Origin of the sequence: Citrobacter sp. Cf125 (genome assembly GCF_030333935.1) — a bacterium.
GTDB lineage: Bacteria > Pseudomonadota > Gammaproteobacteria > Enterobacterales > Enterobacteriaceae > Citrobacter > Citrobacter freundii.
In genome coordinates, this window is record NZ_JAOWEY010000024.1 from 429,707 (window position 1) to 449,800 (window position 20,094).

The following is a 20,094-nucleotide window of genomic DNA, read 5'->3' on the forward strand; positions in this document are numbered from 1 at the left end:
CCACATAAATTGCAGGGAAAGTGTTATGAAAACGTTAGGTGAATTTATTGTCGAAAAGCAGCACGAGTTTTCTCATGCTACCGGTGAACTCACTGCTTTGTTGTCGGCAATAAAGCTGGGCGCCAAGATCATCCACCGCGATATCAACAAGGCCGGTCTGGTCGATATCCTGGGTGCCAGCGGTGCTGAGAACGTGCAGGGAGAGGTTCAGCAAAAACTCGATCTGTTCGCGAACGAAAAACTGAAAGCTGCACTGAAGGCGCGCGACATTGTGGCGGGCATTGCCTCGGAAGAAGAAGATGAAATCGTCGTCTTTGAAGGCTGTGAACACGCTAAATACGTTGTGCTAATGGATCCGCTGGATGGCTCATCCAACATCGATGTTAACGTCTCTGTCGGTACGATTTTCTCTATTTACCGCCGCGTAACCCCAGTCGGTACTCCGGTCACGGAAGAGGATTTCCTGCAACCGGGCAACAAGCAGGTTGCTGCAGGTTACGTGGTTTATGGTTCTTCTACCATGCTGGTGTACACCACCGGCTGTGGCGTGCACGCCTTCACCTACGATCCTTCTCTGGGCGTATTCTGCCTCAGCCAGGAACGTATGCGCTTCCCGGCGAAAGGCAGCACGTACTCCATTAACGAAGGTAACTACATCAAATTCCCGAACGGCGTGAAGAAGTACATTAAATTCTGCCAGGAAGAAGATAAGTCAACCCAGCGCCCGTACACCTCGCGCTACATTGGCTCTCTGGTTGCGGACTTCCATCGCAATCTGCTGAAAGGCGGGATCTACCTGTACCCAAGCACCGCCAGCCACCCGGAAGGGAAACTGCGTCTGCTGTATGAATGCAACCCAATGGCCCTGCTGGCCGAGCAAGCGGGCGGCAAGGCGAGCGACGGTAAAAATCGTATTCTGGATATCATCCCGGAAAGCCTGCACCAGCGCCGCTCCTTCTTCGTGGGTAACGACCATATGGTTGAAGATGTAGAACGCTTTATCCGCGAGTTCCCGGACGCGTAAGCGCAACATCCGGCCTACAGCACGTTGCAGGCCGGATAAGCGAAGTGCCATCCGGCACAATACGGTGATATTGCCGGATGGCGGCGTAAACGCCTTTATCCGGCCTACGCACAGTTACGCTGTCTGTAGCTTAAATACGGCCATTGCTTCGATTAGCGCTGAAGACTGTTCTTCCAGCGAGCGGGTAGCCGCTGACGACTGCTGTACCAGCGCCGCATTTTGCTGCGCCGTTTCATCCATCTGAATCACCGCAATATTCACCTGCTCTATGCCGCGACTCTGTTCCTGGGACGCACTGGCAATTTCACGCATCAGTTTGGTCATGCGCATGACTTCATTGGCAATCTCATCCATGGTTTCGCCCGCCTGCTGCGCCAGCTCACTACCTTCCCCTACGTGGGTGTGTGAATCACTGATTAACGTGCGGATCTCTTTGGCCGCCTCGGCGCTGCGGCTGGCCAGATTACGTACTTCACCTGCAACAACCGCAAAGCCCCGCCCCTGCTCACCGGCGCGCGCCGCTTCAACGGAAGCGTTGAGCGCCAGGATATTGGTCTGGAAAGCAATACCGTCGATTACGCTGAGGATGTCGGCGATTCGGCTGGAGCTGCCGGAAATATCGCGCATTTTCTCGATCACATAGCACACCATTTCACTACCGCGATCGGCGGTATCCGACACCGATTTTGCCAGTTGGTGAGCCTGTTCCGCGTTCTGCGCATTCTGTTTCACCGTCGCCGTGAGTTCTTCCATGCTGGCGGCGGTCTGCTCCAGTGAAGTGGCTGTCGATTCAGTGCGTTGTGCCAGATGCTGGTTCCCGGCCGTCAGTTCACGACTGCCAATATCAATTTGCGAACTGGCATCGCGTACGCGTTGTACCGAGTCGCCCAGCGCATGGCGCATGTCATCCATTGCCGCGTTCAGGCGGTTGAATTCAGCGCTGGCCGACAGCGTGGTAACCGGTGATAAATCCCCTGTCGCCAGACGTTCCAGTTGCTCAACCATATTATCCAGCGGTTTGAGAAACTTATTTCGCAGCATAAACCAAATAACCGCCAGCAATGCGATAGCAGCCAACATCGCAGCGCTCATAATACCGTGATAAATCAATGATTTAATGACACGCGTCGAGGCATATAGCCCCATACCACCGGTCAGTAACAGAAGGAAAGTCAGCAAAGACAATAACACCAACAAACTTGATCGAATTGAAAGGGATTTTGGCATCGTTATATTTCCGGTTGTAGGGTTAAAACAGACCTGTACAGAACCTATCGACTACAACCGGAAAAAGTTTAGGTATTTAAATGTTTTGTGCAAAATCAGGATGTTACTTTGGTGTTGCCGCCGTACCCACTCGGGTAACCGGCGAGCTTTGACGATTTTCCCAAAGCACCGTCAGACCGCGTTGTAACGCTATAAAAATAAACAATAAAATGCCAATCGCGATCTTCGTCCACCAGGAACTTAATGTGCCATCAAAATTAATGTAGGTCTGGATTAACCCCTGAATGGCGACGCCAAACAACGTACCCAACACCGTTCCCACGCCGCCGCTTAGCAGCGTTCCGCCAATCACCACTGAGGCAATCGCATCCAGCTCAACGCCAACGCCCGCCAGCGCATAACCCGCCTGGGTGTAAATGGAAAACACAATGCCGGCAAGCGTCGCCAGCCCGGTAGACAGCATATAAATGCGGATCGTTGTGCTGCGAGTAGAAATGCCCATCAGGTTAGCAGAGGTGGCGTTGCCGCCAATGGCGTAAACCTGATTACCAAAGCGCGTACGGTGCGCAAGGAAGATGCCAATCACCACCACGCCCAGCATTAACAACCCCATCGCGCTCAGGCGACCGCCGCCAGGAATTTTCCATGCCAGACTTGAGAGCGTGTCATAAATCGGATGGTTAATTGGGATCGACTCTTCAGAGACCAGATAGCTGACGCCGCGCAGGAAAAACATTCCCGCCAGCGTAATAATGAATGCAGGGATCTTCAGCGCATCAATCAGTAACCCCATAAATGCGCCAAACGCGCAGCCCATCAGCAAAATCAGGGGAAACGCCAGCAGCGGGGAAATACCCCAATAGCCAATGGCCTTCGCCAAAAATACGCCGGTAAACGCGATCACCGAGCCAACGGAAAGGTCGATCCCGCCAGAGAGGATCACGAAGGTCATGCCCACGGCAATAATCCCTAAAAAAGCGTTATCGGTCAGGATATTGCAAATCACCCGGGTGGAAGCAAAAGCTGGAAACTGCGTCAGGCAGTAAAGGTAGCCCAGCACAAACACGCCGAGGGTGATCATCAGCGGTAAATTACGTTTTATCATGACCACGCACTCCTTTTATCAGGCTGATAAAGCGTTGTGATTGCACGACCAGCACACACAACACCACCACGGCTTTGACCACCTGATTCAGTTCCGGCTGGAAGCCCGACAGCAAAATCCCGGTGTTCATGCCCTGAATAATCAACGCGCCTACCACCGACAGCAGCAGGTTAAAGCGCCCGCCCATTAGCGAGCCACCACCGATGACTACCGCCAGGATGGCATCCAGTTCCAGCCATAATCCGGCGTTATTGGCATCTGCCCCACGAATATCCGCCGTGACGATAATGCCAGCGATAGCCGCGCACAGGCCGCTCAGCACATAGGTGAGCATCACGATAATGCGGGTGTTCACCCCAGCGTTTTTTGCCGCACGAATGTTGATACCCACCGCTTCGATAAACATACCCAGCGCCGTTTTCCGCGTCAGCAGCCAGAACACCACCAGCGTGAGCAGTGCAATAATTACCGGCGTAGGGAACAGTAAGAGCGAGCCGCTACCAAACCACGACAGCTCGGGCGAGTTGAAAGTGACGATTTGCCCGGAAGTGATAAGCTGCGCCACTCCACGCCCGGCCACCATCAGGATTAGCGTGGCAACAAACGGTTGGATCTTGAGTATGGCCACCAGAATCCCATTCCACAGCCCAGCCAGAATGCCGGAGCCTAAGGCGGCAAGCAGCACCACCGGTAGACTGTGCCCGGCCACCGTCATCGCCGCAGTAGTGGCGCCAGCAATAGCCATGACGGCCCCCACGGAAAGGTCGATGCCGCCGGTGGCAATCACCAGCGTCATACCAATCGCCAACAGCGCCACGGGAGCGGCGCGGTTGAGAATATCAATCGGGCTACCAAACAGCCGACCATCCTGCAAAATCACCTGGTAGAAGTGCGGGGCGACCAGGCTATCCACCAGCAGCACCAGCAGTAGCGCCACCAGTTGTGGCATCCCCTTTGGCCAACGGAACCGCCGTTTAGGCGGATTGGATTGAGGGAGGGATTGAGGCATCACCATAGTCTCCTTAGGCCGCAATGGCGTTCATGATCGCCGGTACGGACAGTTCAGCCAGTGGGATCTCGGCCACTTGTTTGCGATCGCGCATAATAATGACCCGATCGGCATAGCCCACTAACTCTTCCAGTTCGGATGAGATGACCAGCAGCGCCAGACCATCCGCGCACAGCGTTTCGATCAGTCGGATAATCTCCGCATGCGCGCCGACGTCGATCCCACGCGTGGGTTCATCGAGGATCAGGAACTGCGGTTTGGTCAGTAACCAGCGCGAGAGCAATACTTTTTGCTGATTGCCGCCGGAGAGAAACTCGATCGGCTGTTCAGCGTTAGGGGTGCGAATTCCGAGCTGGCGGATAAAACGCCCGGCAATCTCGTTTTGTTCTTTCCGTGGGATAGGCCGCAGCCAGCCGCGCTGCGCCTGCAATGCCAGAATGATGTTTTCCCGCACCGAAGCGGCGGCAATAATGCCATCCGTTTTGCGATCCTCCGGACAGAAACCGATCCCCAGACACGAAGCCTGATGCGGCGATCGCAAGGTCTGCGTTTTGCCTTTGATCAGCGCACTTCCGCTGTCGGCGGGTTTAATACCGAAGATCACCTCTGCCGTTTCCGTTCGCCCGGATCCCAGCAGCCCTGCGAGACCGACGATCTCACCGGGACGCACCTGTAGATCAAACGGCGCGATGGTGCCTTTTTTGCCAAAGCCGCTAAAGGCCGCCACTGGCTTATCGCTAAGCAATGTGCGTCCCGCACGCTGTAGCGCATGGGTATCCAGTTCGCGACCCAGCATCATTTTGACCAGTTCAATTTGCGGTAATTCCCGGGTTTCACGGCAGCCAACGAAGCCGCCGTTACGCAGAACGGTGATGCGATCGCTGACCTGATAAACCTGATCGAGGAAATGAGTGACGAAGATCAGGCTGACGCCCCGATCGCGCAGATGACGCATCAGGCCGAACAGCATTTCAACTTCCTGGGTATCGAGGCTGGCGGTCGGCTCATCGAGGATCAGCACTTTCGCGGAGAGATCAATCGCCCGACAGATGGCGACGATTTGTTGCATCGCCACGGAAAAGCGGTTCAGCGGCTCACGCACGTCAAGGGAAAAACCGTATGACGCCATCAGCTCCGTCGCGCGTTTTTCCATCTGCTTGCGCTGAAGCAGGCCAAAACGCCGCGGCTCACGACCAATAAATAAGTTATCGGCAACCGACATATTGGGCAGCAGGTTCACTTCCTGGTACACGGTGCCAATCCCCAGTTGCTGGGCATGGGCGGTGTTTTTGGGGGAGATCGGTTGGCCTTCGAGCCAGATAGTGCCGCGATCGGCATGGTAAACGCCGGTCAGCGCTTTGATGAGCGTCGATTTGCCGGCTCCGTTTTCCCCCAGCAGCGCCATAATTTCACCGCGACGCAAGCTGAAATCCACGTTATCCAACGCTTTGACGCCGGGAAAGAATTTGCTTAATCCTTCGGTGCGGAGGATTTCCTGATGTTGGTCGGTGGTCATGATTCCTCCTGCATCACGCCGGATGGCGCTACGCTTATCCGGCCTACAAAAGAGCGTAATGTAGGCCGGGCAAGCGCAGCCCCCCCGGCATTTTCATGAAGGCTTAGTAGCCCATGTTTTTCTTCTTCTCTAACTCTTCTTTCGCCGTATCCGGCAGATAAAGGATCGACTTGGTAATGGTCAGCTTCTCAGGCATCGTGCCGTCTTTTTTGAATTTCTCCAGCGCGTCGAATGCCGGCCCCGCCATATTCGGCGTCAGTTCGACACTGGCGTTGGCTTCACCGTCAATCATCGCTTTGTAGATATCCGGTACGCCGTCGATAGAACCGGTGAGAATATCTTTGCCAGGTTTCAGACCCGCTTCTTTGATCGCCTGGATAGCACCGATCACCATGTCATCGTTGTGGGCGTAAACCATGCAGATGTTCTTGCCGTTGTTTTCTGCTTTGATAAAGCTCTCCATCACTTCTTTCCCTTTACTGCGGGTGAAGTCACCGGACTGAGAGCGGATAATTTTGATGTTTGGCGCACTGGCGATGGCTTCAGCAAAGCCTTTTTTACGATCGATCGCCACGCTGGCCCCGACGGTCCCTTGCAGCTCAACGACGTTACACGGCTTGCCGTCCACTTGTTTAATCAGCCAGTCGCCGATCAATTTGCCTTCCAGCACGTTGTCGGCGGTGACGGTGGTCATATAGAGAGATTTGTCTTTTACATCGATGGAACGATCAAGCAAAAAGACCGGAATGTCGGCATCTTTCGCTTCTTTTAAAACCGGCTCCCAACCTGTTGCCACGACCGGCGCAATAAAGATGGCGTCGACGCCCTGGGCAACAAATGAGCGAACTGCTTTAATCTGGTTTTCCTGCTTTTGTTGGCCATCAGCGATTTTCAGCGTAATTCCCCGCTTTTCGGCCTCGCTTTTCGCGACGTTGGTTTCTGCTGCACGCCAGCCGGATTCAGAGCCAACCTGCGAAAATCCTACGGTTAAAGGGGCTGCCATTGCCATAGACGACATGGCTGCCGAAACTGCTGTGACTAAAAGTAAGCGCTTCCACATAAGTGCGTCCTCGTAGGGTGATTATTGTTGGTTAATTAACCGTTGCGAAAAAACTATAGACAATTGAGCATGTAACGGATTGCGTTACATCACACTTCAAAAAAGTAAATAAAACGTTAATCACAACTTTGTAATCGCTTTCATCTCGCTATGAAAAATGCGGCTGAAGATATGGACTTTTCTGTCACGAGAGAGAGGTAAAAAGAAGAAAATGCACGCAGAGAAAGCGAAAACAAGCGGAGACATTCCGCGCGAGTTGGCTATAATACCCGCCACTTGTTTGCCATAGCTTATTTAAAGGAAACAGACATGAGCTTACTCAACGTCCCTGCCGGTAAAGACCTGCCGGAAGATATCTACGTTGTTATCGAGATCCCTGCTAACGCAGATCCGATCAAATACGAAGTTGACAAAGAGAGCGGCGCCCTGTTCGTTGACCGCTTCATGTCCACCGCGATGTTCTATCCGTGCAACTACGGTTACATCAACCACACCTTGTCTCTGGACGGTGACCCGGTAGACGTTCTGGTCCCGACTCCGTACCCGCTGGAACCAGGTTCAGTGATTCGTTGCCGCCCGGTTGGCGTACTGAAAATGACCGACGAATCCGGTGAAGATGCGAAACTGGTTGCGGTACCGCACACCAAGCTGAGCAAAGAATACGATCACATCAAAGATGTGACCGACCTGCCGGAACTGCTGAAAGCGCAGATCACCCACTTCTTCGAGCACTACAAAGACCTCGAAGCTGGCAAATGGGTAAAAGTTGACGGTTGGGACAACGCTGAAGCTGCTAAAGCTGAAATCGTTGCTTCCTTCGAGCGCGCGAAGAAGTAAGTTGGCTTTCTAAGATCAGCATAACTTATTGAAGCCCCTCACTTTATGAGGGGCTTTTATTGAGATCAATCTAAACAATTAGTTTCAGTTCAGGCTTCGTTTCAAAGAAACGTTCTTGTTCTTGAAAATCTATTAACCTACTAGCCCCTTCAGGTATTTTGGTTCTCGAAATTTTCACTCCAGATTTACAGGTTTCGCACCAAATAACCTTCCAGCCAATATCACCATTATCGAAACCAAAGTATTGATAAGAAAGTCCTTTTTTACCACATGCTGGGCATTCACATGAACTGTAACTACCATCATCTTTTGGTAAGTGCTTCATCCATTCAAGATAGGTCAAAGAGTTCATCTATTTGTACTCCTCTAGCTTTCCGGTCTTATTATTCAGGTAAAATTGCCAAAAGCTATCTTCAATACTATGGGCGGCTTTTTCATTCAATATCAATTCTTTATTCATCTTGATTGCATCATCAGCATATGTATTTGGATGCTTAAAGAGATAGATTTGCATAGTATGTGTTCTTTCATGTCCTAACGTTTTTATTAATTGCTCAATATCCGCAAAAGCATCCGGGTACAAATCAATATCACCACTAGGGTGAGTATAACCATAGATATTCTTACCTTTCAGGTCAGAATCCCTGATAATTCTCACTTTAACTCCCCCCAAGCCTATCCCACCTTCACGTGCAGCCTGTTCAACATAGCGCATCTGCATAGGCACTTTTAGATCTGAAAACACTTCAGTATTGCTAGTCCGACGATATAAATTTTCAGTGGTGTTACTACGCCCTAATGATATGCTCTTGGTTTCAATCCGCCCCAGCTTTTCAAGACTTCTTATCGTCGAACTTAACTCCATCCTCCCAAGCCCATAACCAGCGGCAATAGAGGCAGCCGTAATGGCGACGCCGACCGTTTTCTCATTAAGAATCTGATCGTAGCCTTTGACGGCATCACCACCCAGTTTTTCTGCAGTGTCCCTGAACCCTTCGATGTTACCGTTATAAATCCCTCCAGCCGCCAGCAATCGGCCCACACCTGCACTGTTAAGAGTTTGAGTCTGGGGTTTCGGAATCGGAACAAAAAGCTTATTGTAGTCTGCAGGTAAAGCCAGATAGCTACACTCGGTATTGCTTATCAGGTGCTTACAAAGGATATAATCATAATTTACTGATATTATTTCTGTATCTATCTGGTCTTTTATAACCCTCATCTGAATACTTGATATCGATGCACCTCTGAGCTGAATATAATAATACTTCTCCCATTGACCATATCTATTTATGTGATAAAACCAAAACTCTAGAAACAGGTTTTCATTGTTATTAATCGCATTCATTAATAGTGGTGAGCTTTTATCTATTTGCTTACTGAATGTTAAGTTCTTTAGATTCGTACCTTTACCTGTACTCGCTACTCCTGCAACCAGAGAAAAAACAAATATTTCATTCACATGATTCTGTTGCCACCGATGACCAACTGAATCAGTTGTGCCACATCCATCAGAAATATCGCCTTGTTGTTCACCAATGAGCTTGAGATAAACAATATTACTCATTCCATTACTATCCTTACCTGGATAATTATTTTTACAGAATGAGAGTGCAACTAAAATAAAATTATTTCTGCTAACGTGATCATATTGCCTTACAATAATCCACGGTGATGTTTTGAGTAAAATAATAAATTATATTAATTAACGCTTTATTGAACAGGTATTTTTATGTGATGAAAAAAAAGAGAAATGCTTCCTGATAGCCTAGGATTACAGCGACCATCGTATAAAACAACGCCACCCGAGGGTGGCGTGTTATACCTGTCGTCTTTCAAACTGCCTCTGCGTTGGCTTTACTCGGCCTTTGGCCTCGCCCCTTCGGGGCCAGCGTAAGCGCTGTTCAAACTGGCTGTGCCAGTTTGTCCTCGCTCACCCCAGTCACGTACTGATGTACGTGACTGGGGATTCTCTGCATCGCCGCCTTGATGCAACTCGAAATCCATCAGGTATATGTTAGTACTGGTCTCTGTCTAACCAGTTACCGCTTTCAATCAGCGTTAAGCCATCAACCGGACGTTGGTACACGTACATCCATGCACTTCCGTACGGCGTTTGAATTAACTGGCGTGCGTATTCACCGCCACGGGTACGCAGAGCGTCAAGCTCTGCCAGCGTGGCGTTATCAATACGATAAACTTCCCCGTGTACTGTTCCATTTCCCGGAACCGCGCCTGGATAGTGGCCCAGGCTGTACAACTGGTAGTTATCGATACTGAAATTTCCCAGCAACAGGGCATTGGTCATCCAGTGGCTGTTGCCTTGTTTGGTTCGTAAACTGCCGTAGACAAATATTCGCATTGCTAAAACTCGAACTGATAGAGCAAATCAAGTGCCTGATCTACGCCAGACACTGCTTCCAGATATAGCTTAGGCATCAGACGATAACGTAGCGTGAGTGTCGCTAAGGAGTCAAATATACCCACACCATATTTCACCTGCAGACCTGGCAGTACGTATCCGCTGACAACCACCTGAGATGAGTCGCCCACCCCTTGCGTGTCCAGTGCCAGATTGCTTACGCCAAATGTCTCCCCGATTTTACCCACAACCTGACCACTTTGTGCAACCCCCAGACCAATAAGCATTGAGGTCATCGCTGCGCTATCGCTCTGCTCGCTATCCAGCCCTTGTCCGCGTAGCAGGTAGGAAAGCGCCATTTGCTGCGACATTGCCGGGTCAGAGAAGATCTCCGCCTTCGGTTCATCGGCGGTACCAGTGACGCGAACGCCAGCGATCACGTCGTCTTCGGTGGCATCAGGGTTACGAATCGCTTCGATGTTGAGCAACGGCTGATCCGGCGGACCGGAGAACAACAGCTCGCCCTTACGCACAATCAGATCCTGACCATAGGCATGGAAGCGACCGCTCGGAATATTAATTTGTCCGTTCAGCCCCAGCCCCTGCTTATCCTGCACCACTTTCAGATCGCCCGTCAGACGCGCTTTCAGACCAAAGGCGTCAAGACGCACGTTGTTACCGACGTGGATGTTCAGGTTGCTGTTGATCGGAATGCCGGCGGTCTGCGGTTTCTCGGGCTGCAGATTGTTGTTAAGCATGACCATGTCGCTGGAAACCCCAACCGCGCTTTCCGGCAGGTCATGTACCACGATACGCGCCCACGGCACATCCACGTTGCCATCGAGGGTGAACAGGCTTGGCGTGGCTTCAAAGACCACGTCCGGCGAGACATCCAGGCGGACCATTGGCGGTACGGTAATACGCACCCTACTGCCTTTAGCCGCGACGCGCGCCCGCCAGTTGTCTATCTGACTCCAGTCGGCATCGCCGCTCAGGTTAATTTCTCCCTGCTGCGTACGCACCACGCCCGCCAGCGTTGAGCGTGTTCCGGTGAAGTTAACGGCTAACTGGCTTGGCTGCATGTCAAACGGCATAAAGTTACCGTCTATATCCAGACCGCTCAGTTGCAGCTGTCCGAGCAACTGCGGGCTTTGCACATCGCCGCCGAGGCGCAGGTTGGCGTTGATCATCCCTGCCGCTTTTTCACCGCGCGAGAAGATGGGGTTCACCATCGCCAGATTGAAGTTGCGAATATTGACGTTACCGCCCAGATTACGGCGCCCTTGCGGGTCTGTTACCTGCACCTGTCCGTCAAACTGTCCGTTGTTGCTCAGACGAATCAGCCAGCCCAGCTCGGCACGGTTATTGTGCAGGTCGGCGGTCAGATTCAACGTCTCAAACGCCACGGGGAGCGGTGCATCATTAACGCTTTGCGTGACCTTCACGTTACGTCCGCTCAGGGTGACCTGCCCCTGTGGCAGCCCCTCTTTGGTGGTGTCCCAACTCACATCGGCTTTACCGGTGAACACGCCGCTGGCCTGGGTTGTCTCCGGCATAAACGGTTTTAGCATCGCCAGGTCGAAGCGGTTTAGATTCACCACCGCGCGCCCTTCCGCGCCCGCATCAATCGTCTGTGGTACGCACAGCTCCGCATTCGGGTTGTTCCAGCAGTGCGGTCCGATACTAATTTTTTGTTCCTGATTACGGTAATCCAGCGCGATAGCCCGATTGAGCGACCACGGACCGACCGGCGTCTGGAAGCGGGTATTGCTTAACTCTCCTTTCCAGCGCTGTTCTTTGCGATCAAAGCTCCCGGCAAGATCCAGTTGCCCGGAAACCGGTTCCCCCTGAATGCGCAACTGCAGCTCGTGCTGCTTTTCACTGCCTTTGGCGTTGAGCGTCACCAGGCCAATATTCACGTCAGGTTGTACAATCCGCTCTACGCGAACATTAAGATTACCGGCGATTTGCTCGGCCGATTTCACATCCCCTTCAACACGTACCTGAGCAACGGAAAGTTCCTGCCAGCGCAGACCACGGGCGGTAATATCCGCCAGCAGCTGTGGTGCTTCAACCGTACCGCGAACTTTTACCAGCCCTTTCGCCGTTCCGCCCAGCCCCGGCAGCGCGTTATCCAGGCTTGGGGCATCAATCGTCGCGTCGAGGTTGAGGTCTTTAACCCCCAGTTCACCTTTTACGTCCGCACTGTTGCGCCCCAGTTCCAGATGCAGGCCCGGGATCGTCCACTGCAGGTAGCTGTTCCCCTTCAGCGAACCGTTCACATTGACCTTGTTCTGCTTCACGTTGCCGGTCAGCTTCAGCTCGGGAACCTCCATCTGCCAGCTTCCGCCGTACAGACTGCCGCGAGTTTTCACCAGGCCATTCAATTTTGACGGCCAGTCCGGGATCGCTTTTGCGGTGTTGATACCATCCAGCGTTAGCTCCCCGCGCCAGCTGATCGCCTGCTGCCAGTCCACCAGCGCTTTCAGCTCGGTTTTCCCTTCCAGTGCCGCAACGCTGAGTTTGTCGAGATTGATCTGCTGCTCGTTGCCTTTGGCGTCCAGCGTGATGGTAGCCGGTGGAATATCCTGACCTTTCACGGCGGTACGCATCGACAGCGTATAGTCGGTCATCTTACCGGTCAGTTTGAGTTTGATGTCATCGGCCTGGAACTGTTTCTCACCGGTAAACGGCCAGTAAACCTGCTTACTCACCACCTCAATGTTGAGCGGTAATCCGGCTTCAGACAGACGCGTCTGTGCACGCAGGTCCATATCCACCGGACCAGACAGATTGACGCCGACTTCCAGCTGCTCGCGCAGCGCGCCGCCGACCTTCAGCTTCACCTTTTCGCCTTTTAACGGGTCGATGTTTAGCGTACTGTTTAACGTAATATCAACCGGCCACGTGTTGGTCAGTTGCGCTGTGCCGCTGGCTTTTACCGTTCCCTGATTCGAGTCGATGTCCAGCGCGTCGAGCTTCATGTTGCCGTCAATGCTGCTCACTTTCAGCAGCATGCTATGGACCGTTAAATCCGTATCTCCGGTCACGCGCAGCTGCTCGCCGCGAAACTCTTCAATATTGAGATTGAGCGGCAGATGGACATCGGTCATTTCCGGCAGCACCGGCTGTGAGAACAGATCTTTTAGCGTTTCGCCGAGCGGCTTTTCATCCGGCTGCGGGTTTTGAATCTTCGGTTCGACAACCTCTTCCTGCGCCACTTCCGCCACTTTGGGCAGAGCAATCAGCAGCCCCTGTAATGACGTTGGCTTCAACGTCAGCGTTTTTTCCTGCCAGTTCAGGCCGGAGGTAAAATCCAGCACGGAAACCGTGGTGTCATCGATTTTGATATTGATGTTGTTCAGCGCCACGCGTGAAAGCGTGATGGGGTAAGGCGTGGAAAGGTTAAGCGGACCGCTCTCTTCTTCCTCAACCGGCGCGGATGGCGGCATCTTTTTGCTGTCGATCGCCACATTGATGTTTTTCAGTGCCAGATCGTTGACGCACAGACTGCTGTCCCACAGGCAGTTAAGCCCCACAGCCAGATGCACTTCGCCGGCATTCACCGCCACGCCAGGCTGGTCATAACGAATATTTTTCAGTGATAAATCCCGCCAGCCGCCGGTGACCTGACCAATCTCCAGCCCCGGAACCCAACGATTAGCTGCTTTGAAGATCAGATGCAGGCCCGAGGTGGTACCGACGAGGAACGCCACCGTGCCTAACAACAGCAGGATAAAAATCAGCACACCGAGGCTTATCTTCTTCCATAAACTCATAATTCAGGCCCCAGACCGATGTAAAACTGTAAACCATGTTCATCTTTGTCGCCGACCGGGACGGCAAAGTCGAGCTTGATAGGGCCCACTGGTGATTGCCAGCGTACGCCGACCCCGGCACCGGTTTTGAAATCGCTTCGGCGAATATCGCTGACCGCTTCACCGCTATCGACAAACATCGCGCCCCACCATTTACCGGTCACGTTGTACTGGTATTCCAGCGAGCCAGTTGCCAGCTTGGAGGCCCCTTTCAGCTTGCCGTCGCTACCTTCCGGCGAAATAGATTTGTATTTATAGCCGCGAATACTGCGATCGCCCCCGGCGAAGAAACGCAGGTCCGGCGGTACTTTGTCGAAGTCTCCGGTCTCAATCCAGCCGAGATTACCGCGCATCACAAAACGATGGCGATCGTACAGCGTGCGGATCCAGACGTTTTGCGCCTGGAAAACGGAGAAATCAACATCTGACCCCCAGGCGGTGTTGGAGTAATCGATGGAATAACGTTGGGAGTCGCCCCAGACAGGCATCAAGCCGCCGCGTGAACGCGTCCGGCTGATCATCACGCCCGGATAGAGCAGCATAGTAGTGTTGGTGACGTTACCCTGGGTAAAGTGGTCGAGGCTCCAGCGCAGGTTAATCGCGCGCTGCCAGCCGCTGGAGAGGTCCCAGTAGCGGGAAACCGCAAGCGTTGTGGAATCCTGCTCGGTATCGTTTAAATCGGTTCGCTTAAAGCCGCCCTGTACCAGGTAATACTGTTCCAGCGGGTTCTTTAACAGCGGCATTTTATAGCTGAAATCAAGCACCTGCTCTGGCGCCGAGATACTGGCGCTGGTTGTCAGGCTGTGGCCGTAGGAGTTCATCCACGGCTTTTTCCACGAGGTCTTCACCCGTGGTCCGACATCAGTTGAATAACCAACCCCGGTTTCGATGGTGTTTTCGGTGCGCGGTGAGACCACGCCTTTCAGCGGCAGCACTTTGGTTTTGCGGGCTTTATCAAACTCCGGCGCGACGACCACGGAGTTAAACCATCCGGTCGCCGACAGACGACGGTTCAGTTCGCCCAGATCTTTCGACTCGTACTCTTCACCTTCTTTAAAGGGCACCAGATTTTGCAGATACTCATCGCGAATTTGCGAGCCTTCAAAGGTGACATGCCCAAAGCGATAGCGTTCGCCGCTGTTGTAATCGATATCCCAGAACGCCTGGCGACGCTCAAGCGCTATTCCAAGCTGGCTTTTATTAAATTCACTGTCGAAATAACCTTTGCGCAGCGCCACGCTGGTGAGTGACTTTTTGAAGTTGTCATAGTCCCCCTGATTCAGCACGGTGCCGATTGCCGGGCGCGTTTTCAACAGATCCAGATAATCTTTATCCGTACGCGCGCCACCACGCAAAATCACCTCGGTGCCACCAATCAGCACCGGCTCGCCGGGGGTCACTTTGGCGATCAGCACCTGGCGGCCTTTCGCCGGCGGTGGACGTAGTTCAAAATCAATGGTCGGCTCAAAGTAGCCCAGCGCTTTTAGCCCTTCGCGGATGGCATCATCAACGCGCGCACGAAAGCGTCGGTCTGGAGTGACTTCATCACTTTGAATCGTGGACAGCTGCGCACGGACGTTTTTCTCCAGCGGTCCTGATAATCCTTCGACCTGTAAGCGAACATTCGCGGCGGCGGCGGAGCCACTTAAGCACAGTAATCCCACCCAACATAACTGACGGATATGTGGCACATTTTCTCCTGAATATCCTTTTTTCCCACCCCTGGAAAAAAATACTATGCCGTTCCTCGGCTTAACAAAAAATCAACAATAAGAGTTGAAAAACAGACGGCAACCCAAATATTTCTTATGTTTAACTCTAGACGTATTCACGCCGTTTATTGTGGGCAAAGACGCGTCTCGTTACAACCTTAACCCAAATGACTGATTTCGGGAGAACGGCCATGAGTTTATTTGATAGAAAGCATCTTGTTACTCAAGCAGATGCGCTACCTGGACGCAACACCCCGATGCCAGTGGCAACGCTGCATGCGGTTAACCAACATTCGATGACCAACGTGCCCGACGGTATGGAGACCGCTTATTTCGCCATGGGATGTTTCTGGGGCGTTGAGCGTTTATTCTGGTCATTACCCGGTGTATACAGCACGGCAGCCGGATACACCGGCGGCTACACCCCAAACCCAACCTATCGGGAAGTGTGTTCTGGCGACACTGGACATGCCGAAGCGGTACGCATCGTCTATGACCCGCATGTTATCAGCTACGAACAACTGCTGCAGGTGTTCTGGGAAAATCACGATCCGGCGCAGGGCATGCGTCAGGGGAACGACCAGGGTACGCAGTATCGCTCCGCCATTTACCCGTTAACGCCGGAACAAACCGCCGCCGCACAGGCCAGCCTTGAGCGTTTTCAGGCAGCAATGACCGCCGCAGGCGACGAGCGCACCATTACCACAGAAATCACTACGGCAACGCCTTTCTACTATGCCGAGGACGATCACCAGCAATATCTGCATAAAAATCCTTATGGATATTGTGGCATTGGCGGAATTGGCGTTTGCCTGCCGCCACAAGGATAATTTCCCCCCTCTGGCGACTTTACAGTACCTTACGCTATACTAGCTTCTGAAATTACCGGTCCACTCCCTTCGGACCGGTTTTCATTGAATATTCCATTGGATTTATACTCTATGGATTTCGAGTTGCAGGCAGGCGGCAAACTCGTGAATCCCCAGGAGCATAGATAACTATGTGACTGGGGTGAATGAGTGCAGCTAACGCACCTGCAGCTTGAAAGACGACGAGTATCAACTTCTCCCTTCCGAGGATCTGACCTGAACGGTCGGATAAGATATGTTAAACAGTATTTTAGTCATTCTCTGCCTGATCGCCGTGAGTGCGTTTTTCTCGATATCTGAGATCTCGCTTGCTGCATCACGCAAAATAAAACTTAAACTGCTTGCCGATGAAGGCAACGTAAACGCACAACGTGTTTTGAAGATGCAGGAAAACCCCGGCATGTTTTTTACCGTCGTGCAAATTGGCCTTAACGCGGTCGCCATTCTCGGCGGTATCGTCGGTGATGCAGCATTCTCCCCGGCGTTTTACAGCCTTTTCTCGAAGTACTTCGCTCCAGAGCTGTCCGAACAGTTAAGCTTTATTCTGTCATTCTCGCTGGTTACTGGCCTGTTCATCCTGTTCGCGGATTTAACCCCGAAACGCATCGGTATGATTGCGCCAGAAGCTGTGGCTTTGCGTATCATCAACCCGATGCGCTTCTGCCTGCTGGTCTTCCGCCCGCTGGTGTGGTTCTTTAACGGTCTGGCAAACAACATTTTCCGTCTGTTTAAGATCCCAATGGTACGAAAAGACGACATCACCTCAGACGACATTTACGCCGTGGTCGAAGCCGGTGCGCTGGCGGGTGTTCTGCGCAAACAGGAGCATGAGCTGATTGAAAATGTGTTCGAACTGGAATCGCGTACCGTCCCATCTTCAATGACCTCGCGCGAGAATATTATCTGGTTCGATCTCCATGAAGATGAGCAAAGCCTGAAGAACAAGGTGGCGGAACATCCGCACTCCAAATTCCTGGTGTGTAACGAAGATATCGACCACATCATTGGTTATGTCGATTCAAAGGATCTCCTCAACCGCGTACTGGCGAACCAAAGCATGGCGCTGAACAGCGGCGTACAGATCCGCAATACGCTGATCGTCCCGGACACGCTGACGCTCTCTGAAGCACTGGAAAGCTTCAAAACCGCAGGCGAAGACTTTGCCGTCATCATGAACGAGTATGCGCTGGTGGTGGGAATTATCACGCTTAACGACGTGATGACCACGCTGATGGGTGATTTAGTTGGCCAGGGTCTGGAAGAGCAGATTGTGGCGCGTGATGAGAACTCATGGTTGGTTGATGGCGGTACGCCGATTGATGACGTTATGCGCGTGCTGGATATCGACGAGTTCCCGCAGTCCGGCAACTATGAAACCATCGGCGGCTTTATGATGTTCATGCTGCGTAAAATCCCGAAACGCACCGACTCGGTGAAGTATTCTGGCTACAAATTTGAAGTGGTGGATATCGATAACTACAAGATCGATCAGCTGCTGGTGACGCGTCTGGACAGCAAACCTACTGTTCTGGTACCAAAACTGCCAGATGCAAAAGAAGAGGCAAAGGCGTCGTAACGCCTTACAGAAACATCAACGGCTCCTGTCCAGGAGCCGTTTTTTTAACTACTGCATAGCACTTGATCAAGCCATCTCAGTTTGCAGACGCAAGACCTGACGGTTAACTTCGGACATCACGGAAAAATGCAGCTTGTCCTTCACTTTTGGGATAAGAATCTTACCCTTATCAAATTCAAAAGCGCCTACATCCTTGATATATAACCGTCCACGAAACAGGATCTTCACGTACTTCGCCACCTGCAGCGGGTTGTATCGTTGGAAAATTTTCATTGTTGTCTCCTGCTGAGCATTACGCCTTTGCGGTACCACAATCGGTCCGACAATCCTCAGGCGCAAATTTTAATGCCCTATGACTATAGACTATCTCGTTGATGTTTCCAGCGTGTATAAGTTTATTTACCTTCAGGTTACAATTATTCAGAATTATCTTTTCAACGCTTCGCTGTCTTCAGTATAAGCCTTCATTTTTCGCAGGATTTGTGCGCCCGTCCGCAAACTGGCATCGCGCTTGCGGGAAAAAGCATCAATCGCACATATGATTAAATTCCAGACCCAAGTGGTCGGATCACCTGCAAAATAAAAGAAAGAAGGAAAACCTATGACCTTACGAAAACTGTTGGCAATGTCGTTTCTGCTGCTGCCGATGATTGCCTCCGCACATAAGTTTGAGACTGACCAACGCGTACCACCGGTGGGGATCGCCGATCGCGGCGAACTGATTCTCGATAACGATAAGTTTAGCTACAAAAGCTGGAATAGCGCGCAGTTGCCTGGGAAAGTGCGAATTGTGCAACACATTGCCGGACGCACCTCAGCCAAAGAGAAAAATGCGACACTGATCGAGGCAATCAAAGCCGCCAACCTGCCGCACGACAAATACCAGACCACCACTATCGTCAACACTGATGACGCCATTCCCGGCTCCGGTATGTTTGTGCGCAGCAGTCTGGAGAGCAATAAGAAGCTCTACCCGTGGTCGCAATTCATTGTCGACAGCAATGGCATTGCGCGTAAAGCCTGGCAACTGGATGAAGAGAGCTCCGCTATCGTCGTACTCGACAAGGACGGACGCGTGCAGTGGGCAAAAGATGGCGCATTAACGCAGGAAGAGGTGCAGCAGGTGATTGCCCTGCTGCACAAATTGCTCAGTAAATAGAAACGCGGAAGCCGGGGTTGAGGAACGATTCACGTGGGGTGTAATCCAGAGGTTTCCCCTGCCAGTCGTGAACGTGCGCTCCGGCTGCGGCGGCAACAGCGTGGCCCGCGGCGGTGTCCCATACGTTAGTGGGCCCAAAACGCGGGTACAGCTGTGCGTGCCCTTCCGCCACCAGGCAGAACTTCAACGATGAGCCAATCGACGTGGTCTGGTGCTCGCCCAACTGTTGCAGATACTCTTTTAACTCATTATCGGCATGCGAGCGGCTAATGACCACCAGCGGCGGACGCGCGTCACGAACCTGAATTTGTTTACGTACGCCGCACTCTTCTTTCCACGCTTTACCTTCTGCTGCGCTGTACATCACTTTCATTACCGGCGCGTAAACCACGCCCAGAACCGGCTTTCCCTTTTCGATCAGCGCAATATTGACCGTAAATTCACCGTTACGCTTAATGAACTCTTTGGTCCCGTCCAGCGGGTCCACCAGCCAATAGCGCTGCCAGTGCTGGCGGACATCCCAGCCAGGAGGCGCTTCTTCAGACAGGACGGGAATATCCGGCGTCAGCGCCAGTAATCCCTCGAGGATAACCTTGTGCGCGGCGATATCCGCCGCCGTGACCGGAGAATCATCCTGCTTGCTGGTAATCTCCATCGGTTTGATTCCATCGTAGACCTGCATAATGGCATCGCCCGCGTTCCGTGCAAGCTGGCATACATGTTCTAGCATTCTCCACCTCGTTTCTGTCAGTGGTGTTAACTCGTTGTTTTACTTATACCCGATCGTCAGGGGATCCGCCAACTGTGATAGCGTCTGCGGTTT

At 52.3% G+C, this 20,094-nt stretch carries 17 protein-coding genes; 5 read left to right on the top strand and 12 right to left on the bottom strand.

The window, feature by feature from the left end; translation table 11 throughout:
- The first annotated feature begins 25 nt into the window (after nucleotides 1-25).
- On the top strand, nucleotides 26-1,024 hold the full coding sequence (gene fbp, locus OGV89_RS16275; protein WP_003025742.1) for a class 1 fructose-bisphosphatase: 999 nt from the start codon (nucleotides 26-28) through the stop codon (nucleotides 1,022-1,024).
- Nucleotides 1,025-1,138: 114 nt separating this feature from the next.
- On the opposite strand, the gene OGV89_RS16280 is transcribed toward fbp, so the two are convergent.
- The 5 genes from OGV89_RS16280 to ytfQ form a co-directional block, all read right to left on the bottom strand.
- The gene (locus OGV89_RS16280; protein ID WP_075262495.1) at nucleotides 1,139-2,251 is read right to left on the bottom strand and encodes a methyl-accepting chemotaxis protein; all 1,113 of its coding nucleotides are present in this window, start codon (nucleotides 2,249-2,251) and stop codon (nucleotides 1,139-1,141) included.
- 103 nt (nucleotides 2,252-2,354) lie between these two features.
- Nucleotides 2,355-3,356 carry a galactofuranose ABC transporter, permease protein YjfF gene (yjfF, locus tag OGV89_RS16285; RefSeq protein WP_003025736.1) on the bottom strand — a complete coding sequence of 334 codons (1,002 nt, stop codon included), beginning with the start codon at nucleotides 3,354-3,356 and terminating at the stop codon, nucleotides 2,355-2,357.
- Complete coding sequence (gene ytfT, locus OGV89_RS16290; protein ID WP_008323019.1) at nucleotides 3,343-4,365, bottom strand: galactofuranose ABC transporter, ATP-binding protein YtfT; 1,023 nt, start codon at nucleotides 4,363-4,365, stop codon at nucleotides 3,343-3,345. Before ytfT ends, yjfF begins: the two co-directional genes overlap by 14 nt.
- Nucleotides 4,366-4,378: 13 nt before the next feature.
- Entirely contained in the window at nucleotides 4,379-5,881 is a 1,503-nt protein-coding gene (gene ytfR, locus OGV89_RS16295) for a galactofuranose ABC transporter, ATP-binding protein YtfR (RefSeq protein ID WP_286558955.1), read from the bottom strand.
- 103 nt (nucleotides 5,882-5,984) lie between these two features.
- Nucleotides 5,985-6,941, bottom strand: coding sequence for a galactofuranose ABC transporter substrate-binding protein YtfQ (ytfQ, locus tag OGV89_RS16300; protein ID WP_003025728.1), 957 nt, complete (start codon nucleotides 6,939-6,941; stop codon nucleotides 5,985-5,987).
- A gap of 309 nt (nucleotides 6,942-7,250) precedes the next feature.
- Here ytfQ and ppa point away from each other — a divergent pair, with 309 nt between their 5' ends.
- A complete protein-coding gene (gene ppa / locus OGV89_RS16305) occupies nucleotides 7,251-7,778 on the top strand; it encodes an inorganic diphosphatase (protein ID WP_003025726.1) in 528 nt (175 codons plus the stop codon).
- A 70-nt stretch (nucleotides 7,779-7,848) separates the two neighbouring features.
- Here ppa and OGV89_RS16310 read toward each other — a convergent pair whose 3' ends face one another.
- The 5 genes from OGV89_RS16310 to tamA form a co-directional block, all read right to left on the bottom strand.
- A complete protein-coding gene (locus OGV89_RS16310) occupies nucleotides 7,849-8,130 on the bottom strand; it encodes a hypothetical protein (RefSeq protein ID WP_003839553.1) in 282 nt (93 codons plus the stop codon).
- On the bottom strand, nucleotides 8,131-9,342 hold the full coding sequence (tssD, locus tag OGV89_RS16315) for a type VI secretion system tube protein TssD (protein WP_286558958.1): 1,212 nt from the start codon (nucleotides 9,340-9,342) through the stop codon (nucleotides 8,131-8,133).
- 450 nt (nucleotides 9,343-9,792) lie between these two features.
- Entirely contained in the window at nucleotides 9,793-10,137 is a 345-nt protein-coding gene (locus OGV89_RS16320; RefSeq protein ID WP_003025723.1) for a gamma-glutamylcyclotransferase family protein, read from the bottom strand.
- A 2-nt stretch (nucleotides 10,138-10,139) separates the two neighbouring features.
- Nucleotides 10,140-13,916: an autotransporter assembly complex protein TamB gene (gene tamB, locus OGV89_RS16325; RefSeq protein WP_286558960.1), complete on the bottom strand. Its 3,777-nt coding sequence runs from the start codon at nucleotides 13,914-13,916 to the stop codon at nucleotides 10,140-10,142.
- A complete protein-coding gene (tamA, locus tag OGV89_RS16330) occupies nucleotides 13,913-15,646 on the bottom strand; it encodes an autotransporter assembly complex protein TamA (RefSeq protein WP_003025718.1) in 1,734 nt (577 codons plus the stop codon). Before tamA ends, tamB begins: the two co-directional genes overlap by 4 nt.
- 212 nt (nucleotides 15,647-15,858) lie before the next feature.
- Here tamA and msrA point away from each other — a divergent pair, with 212 nt between their 5' ends.
- Together msrA and paeA are read left to right on the top strand one after the other, a co-directional pair.
- A complete protein-coding gene (gene msrA / locus OGV89_RS16335; protein ID WP_003025715.1) occupies nucleotides 15,859-16,497 on the top strand; it encodes a peptide-methionine (S)-S-oxide reductase MsrA in 639 nt (212 codons plus the stop codon).
- Nucleotides 16,498-16,771: 274 nt separating this feature from the next.
- Nucleotides 16,772-18,112, top strand: a complete 1,341-nt coding sequence (gene paeA / locus OGV89_RS16340; protein ID WP_003025713.1) for a polyamine export protein PaeA — start codon at nucleotides 16,772-16,774, stop codon at nucleotides 18,110-18,112.
- 66 nt (nucleotides 18,113-18,178) lie between these two features.
- Here the strand turns inward: paeA and OGV89_RS16345 are convergent, their stop codons facing one another.
- Nucleotides 18,179-18,385: a DUF1107 domain-containing protein gene (locus tag OGV89_RS16345; protein WP_003025710.1), complete on the bottom strand. Its 207-nt coding sequence runs from the start codon at nucleotides 18,383-18,385 to the stop codon at nucleotides 18,179-18,181.
- Between the two features lie 328 nt (nucleotides 18,386-18,713).
- Between OGV89_RS16345 and OGV89_RS16350 the strand changes: the two genes are divergently transcribed.
- Nucleotides 18,714-19,271, top strand: coding sequence for a YtfJ family protein (locus tag OGV89_RS16350; RefSeq protein WP_106902706.1), 558 nt, complete (start codon nucleotides 18,714-18,716; stop codon nucleotides 19,269-19,271).
- Here OGV89_RS16350 and cysQ read toward each other — a convergent pair.
- Nucleotides 19,261-20,001 (bottom strand): 3'(2'),5'-bisphosphate nucleotidase CysQ, encoded by a 741-nt coding sequence (cysQ, locus tag OGV89_RS16355; RefSeq protein ID WP_003025705.1) that lies wholly within the window; start codon nucleotides 19,999-20,001, stop codon nucleotides 19,261-19,263. The genes OGV89_RS16350 and cysQ overlap by 11 nt on opposite strands.
- Nucleotides 20,002-20,094 lie beyond the last annotated feature (93 nt).

Coding starts and splice junctions, on each gene's coding strand:
- fbp (WP_003025742.1), top strand. CDS start 26: ATGAAAACGTTAGGTGAATTTATTGTCGAAAAGCAGCACGAGTTTTCT.
- OGV89_RS16280 (WP_075262495.1), bottom strand. CDS start 2,251: ATGCCAAAATCCCTTTCAATTCGATCAAGTTTGTTGGTGTTATTGTCT.
- yjfF (WP_003025736.1), bottom strand. CDS start 3,356: ATGATAAAACGTAATTTACCGCTGATGATCACCCTCGGCGTGTTTGTG.
- ytfT (WP_008323019.1), bottom strand. CDS start 4,365: ATGCCTCAATCCCTCCCTCAATCCAATCCGCCTAAACGGCGGTTCCGT.
- ytfR (WP_286558955.1), bottom strand. CDS start 5,881: ATGACCACCGACCAACATCAGGAAATCCTCCGCACCGAAGGATTAAGC.
- ytfQ (WP_003025728.1), bottom strand. CDS start 6,941: ATGTGGAAGCGCTTACTTTTAGTCACAGCAGTTTCGGCAGCCATGTCG.
- ppa (WP_003025726.1), top strand. CDS start 7,251: ATGAGCTTACTCAACGTCCCTGCCGGTAAAGACCTGCCGGAAGATATC.
- OGV89_RS16310 (WP_003839553.1), bottom strand. CDS start 8,130: ATGAACTCTTTGACCTATCTTGAATGGATGAAGCACTTACCAAAAGAT.
- tssD (WP_286558958.1), bottom strand. CDS start 9,342: ATGAGTAATATTGTTTATCTCAAGCTCATTGGTGAACAACAAGGCGAT.
- OGV89_RS16320 (WP_003025723.1), bottom strand. CDS start 10,137: ATGCGAATATTTGTCTACGGCAGTTTACGAACCAAACAAGGCAACAGC.
- tamB (WP_286558960.1), bottom strand. CDS start 13,916: ATGAGTTTATGGAAGAAGATAAGCCTCGGTGTGCTGATTTTTATCCTG.
- msrA (WP_003025715.1), top strand. CDS start 15,859: ATGAGTTTATTTGATAGAAAGCATCTTGTTACTCAAGCAGATGCGCTA.
- paeA (WP_003025713.1), top strand. CDS start 16,772: ATGTTAAACAGTATTTTAGTCATTCTCTGCCTGATCGCCGTGAGTGCG.
- OGV89_RS16345 (WP_003025710.1), bottom strand. CDS start 18,385: ATGAAAATTTTCCAACGATACAACCCGCTGCAGGTGGCGAAGTACGTG.
- OGV89_RS16350 (WP_106902706.1), top strand. CDS start 18,714: ATGACCTTACGAAAACTGTTGGCAATGTCGTTTCTGCTGCTGCCGATG.
- cysQ (WP_003025705.1), bottom strand. CDS start 20,001: ATGCTAGAACATGTATGCCAGCTTGCACGGAACGCGGGCGATGCCATT.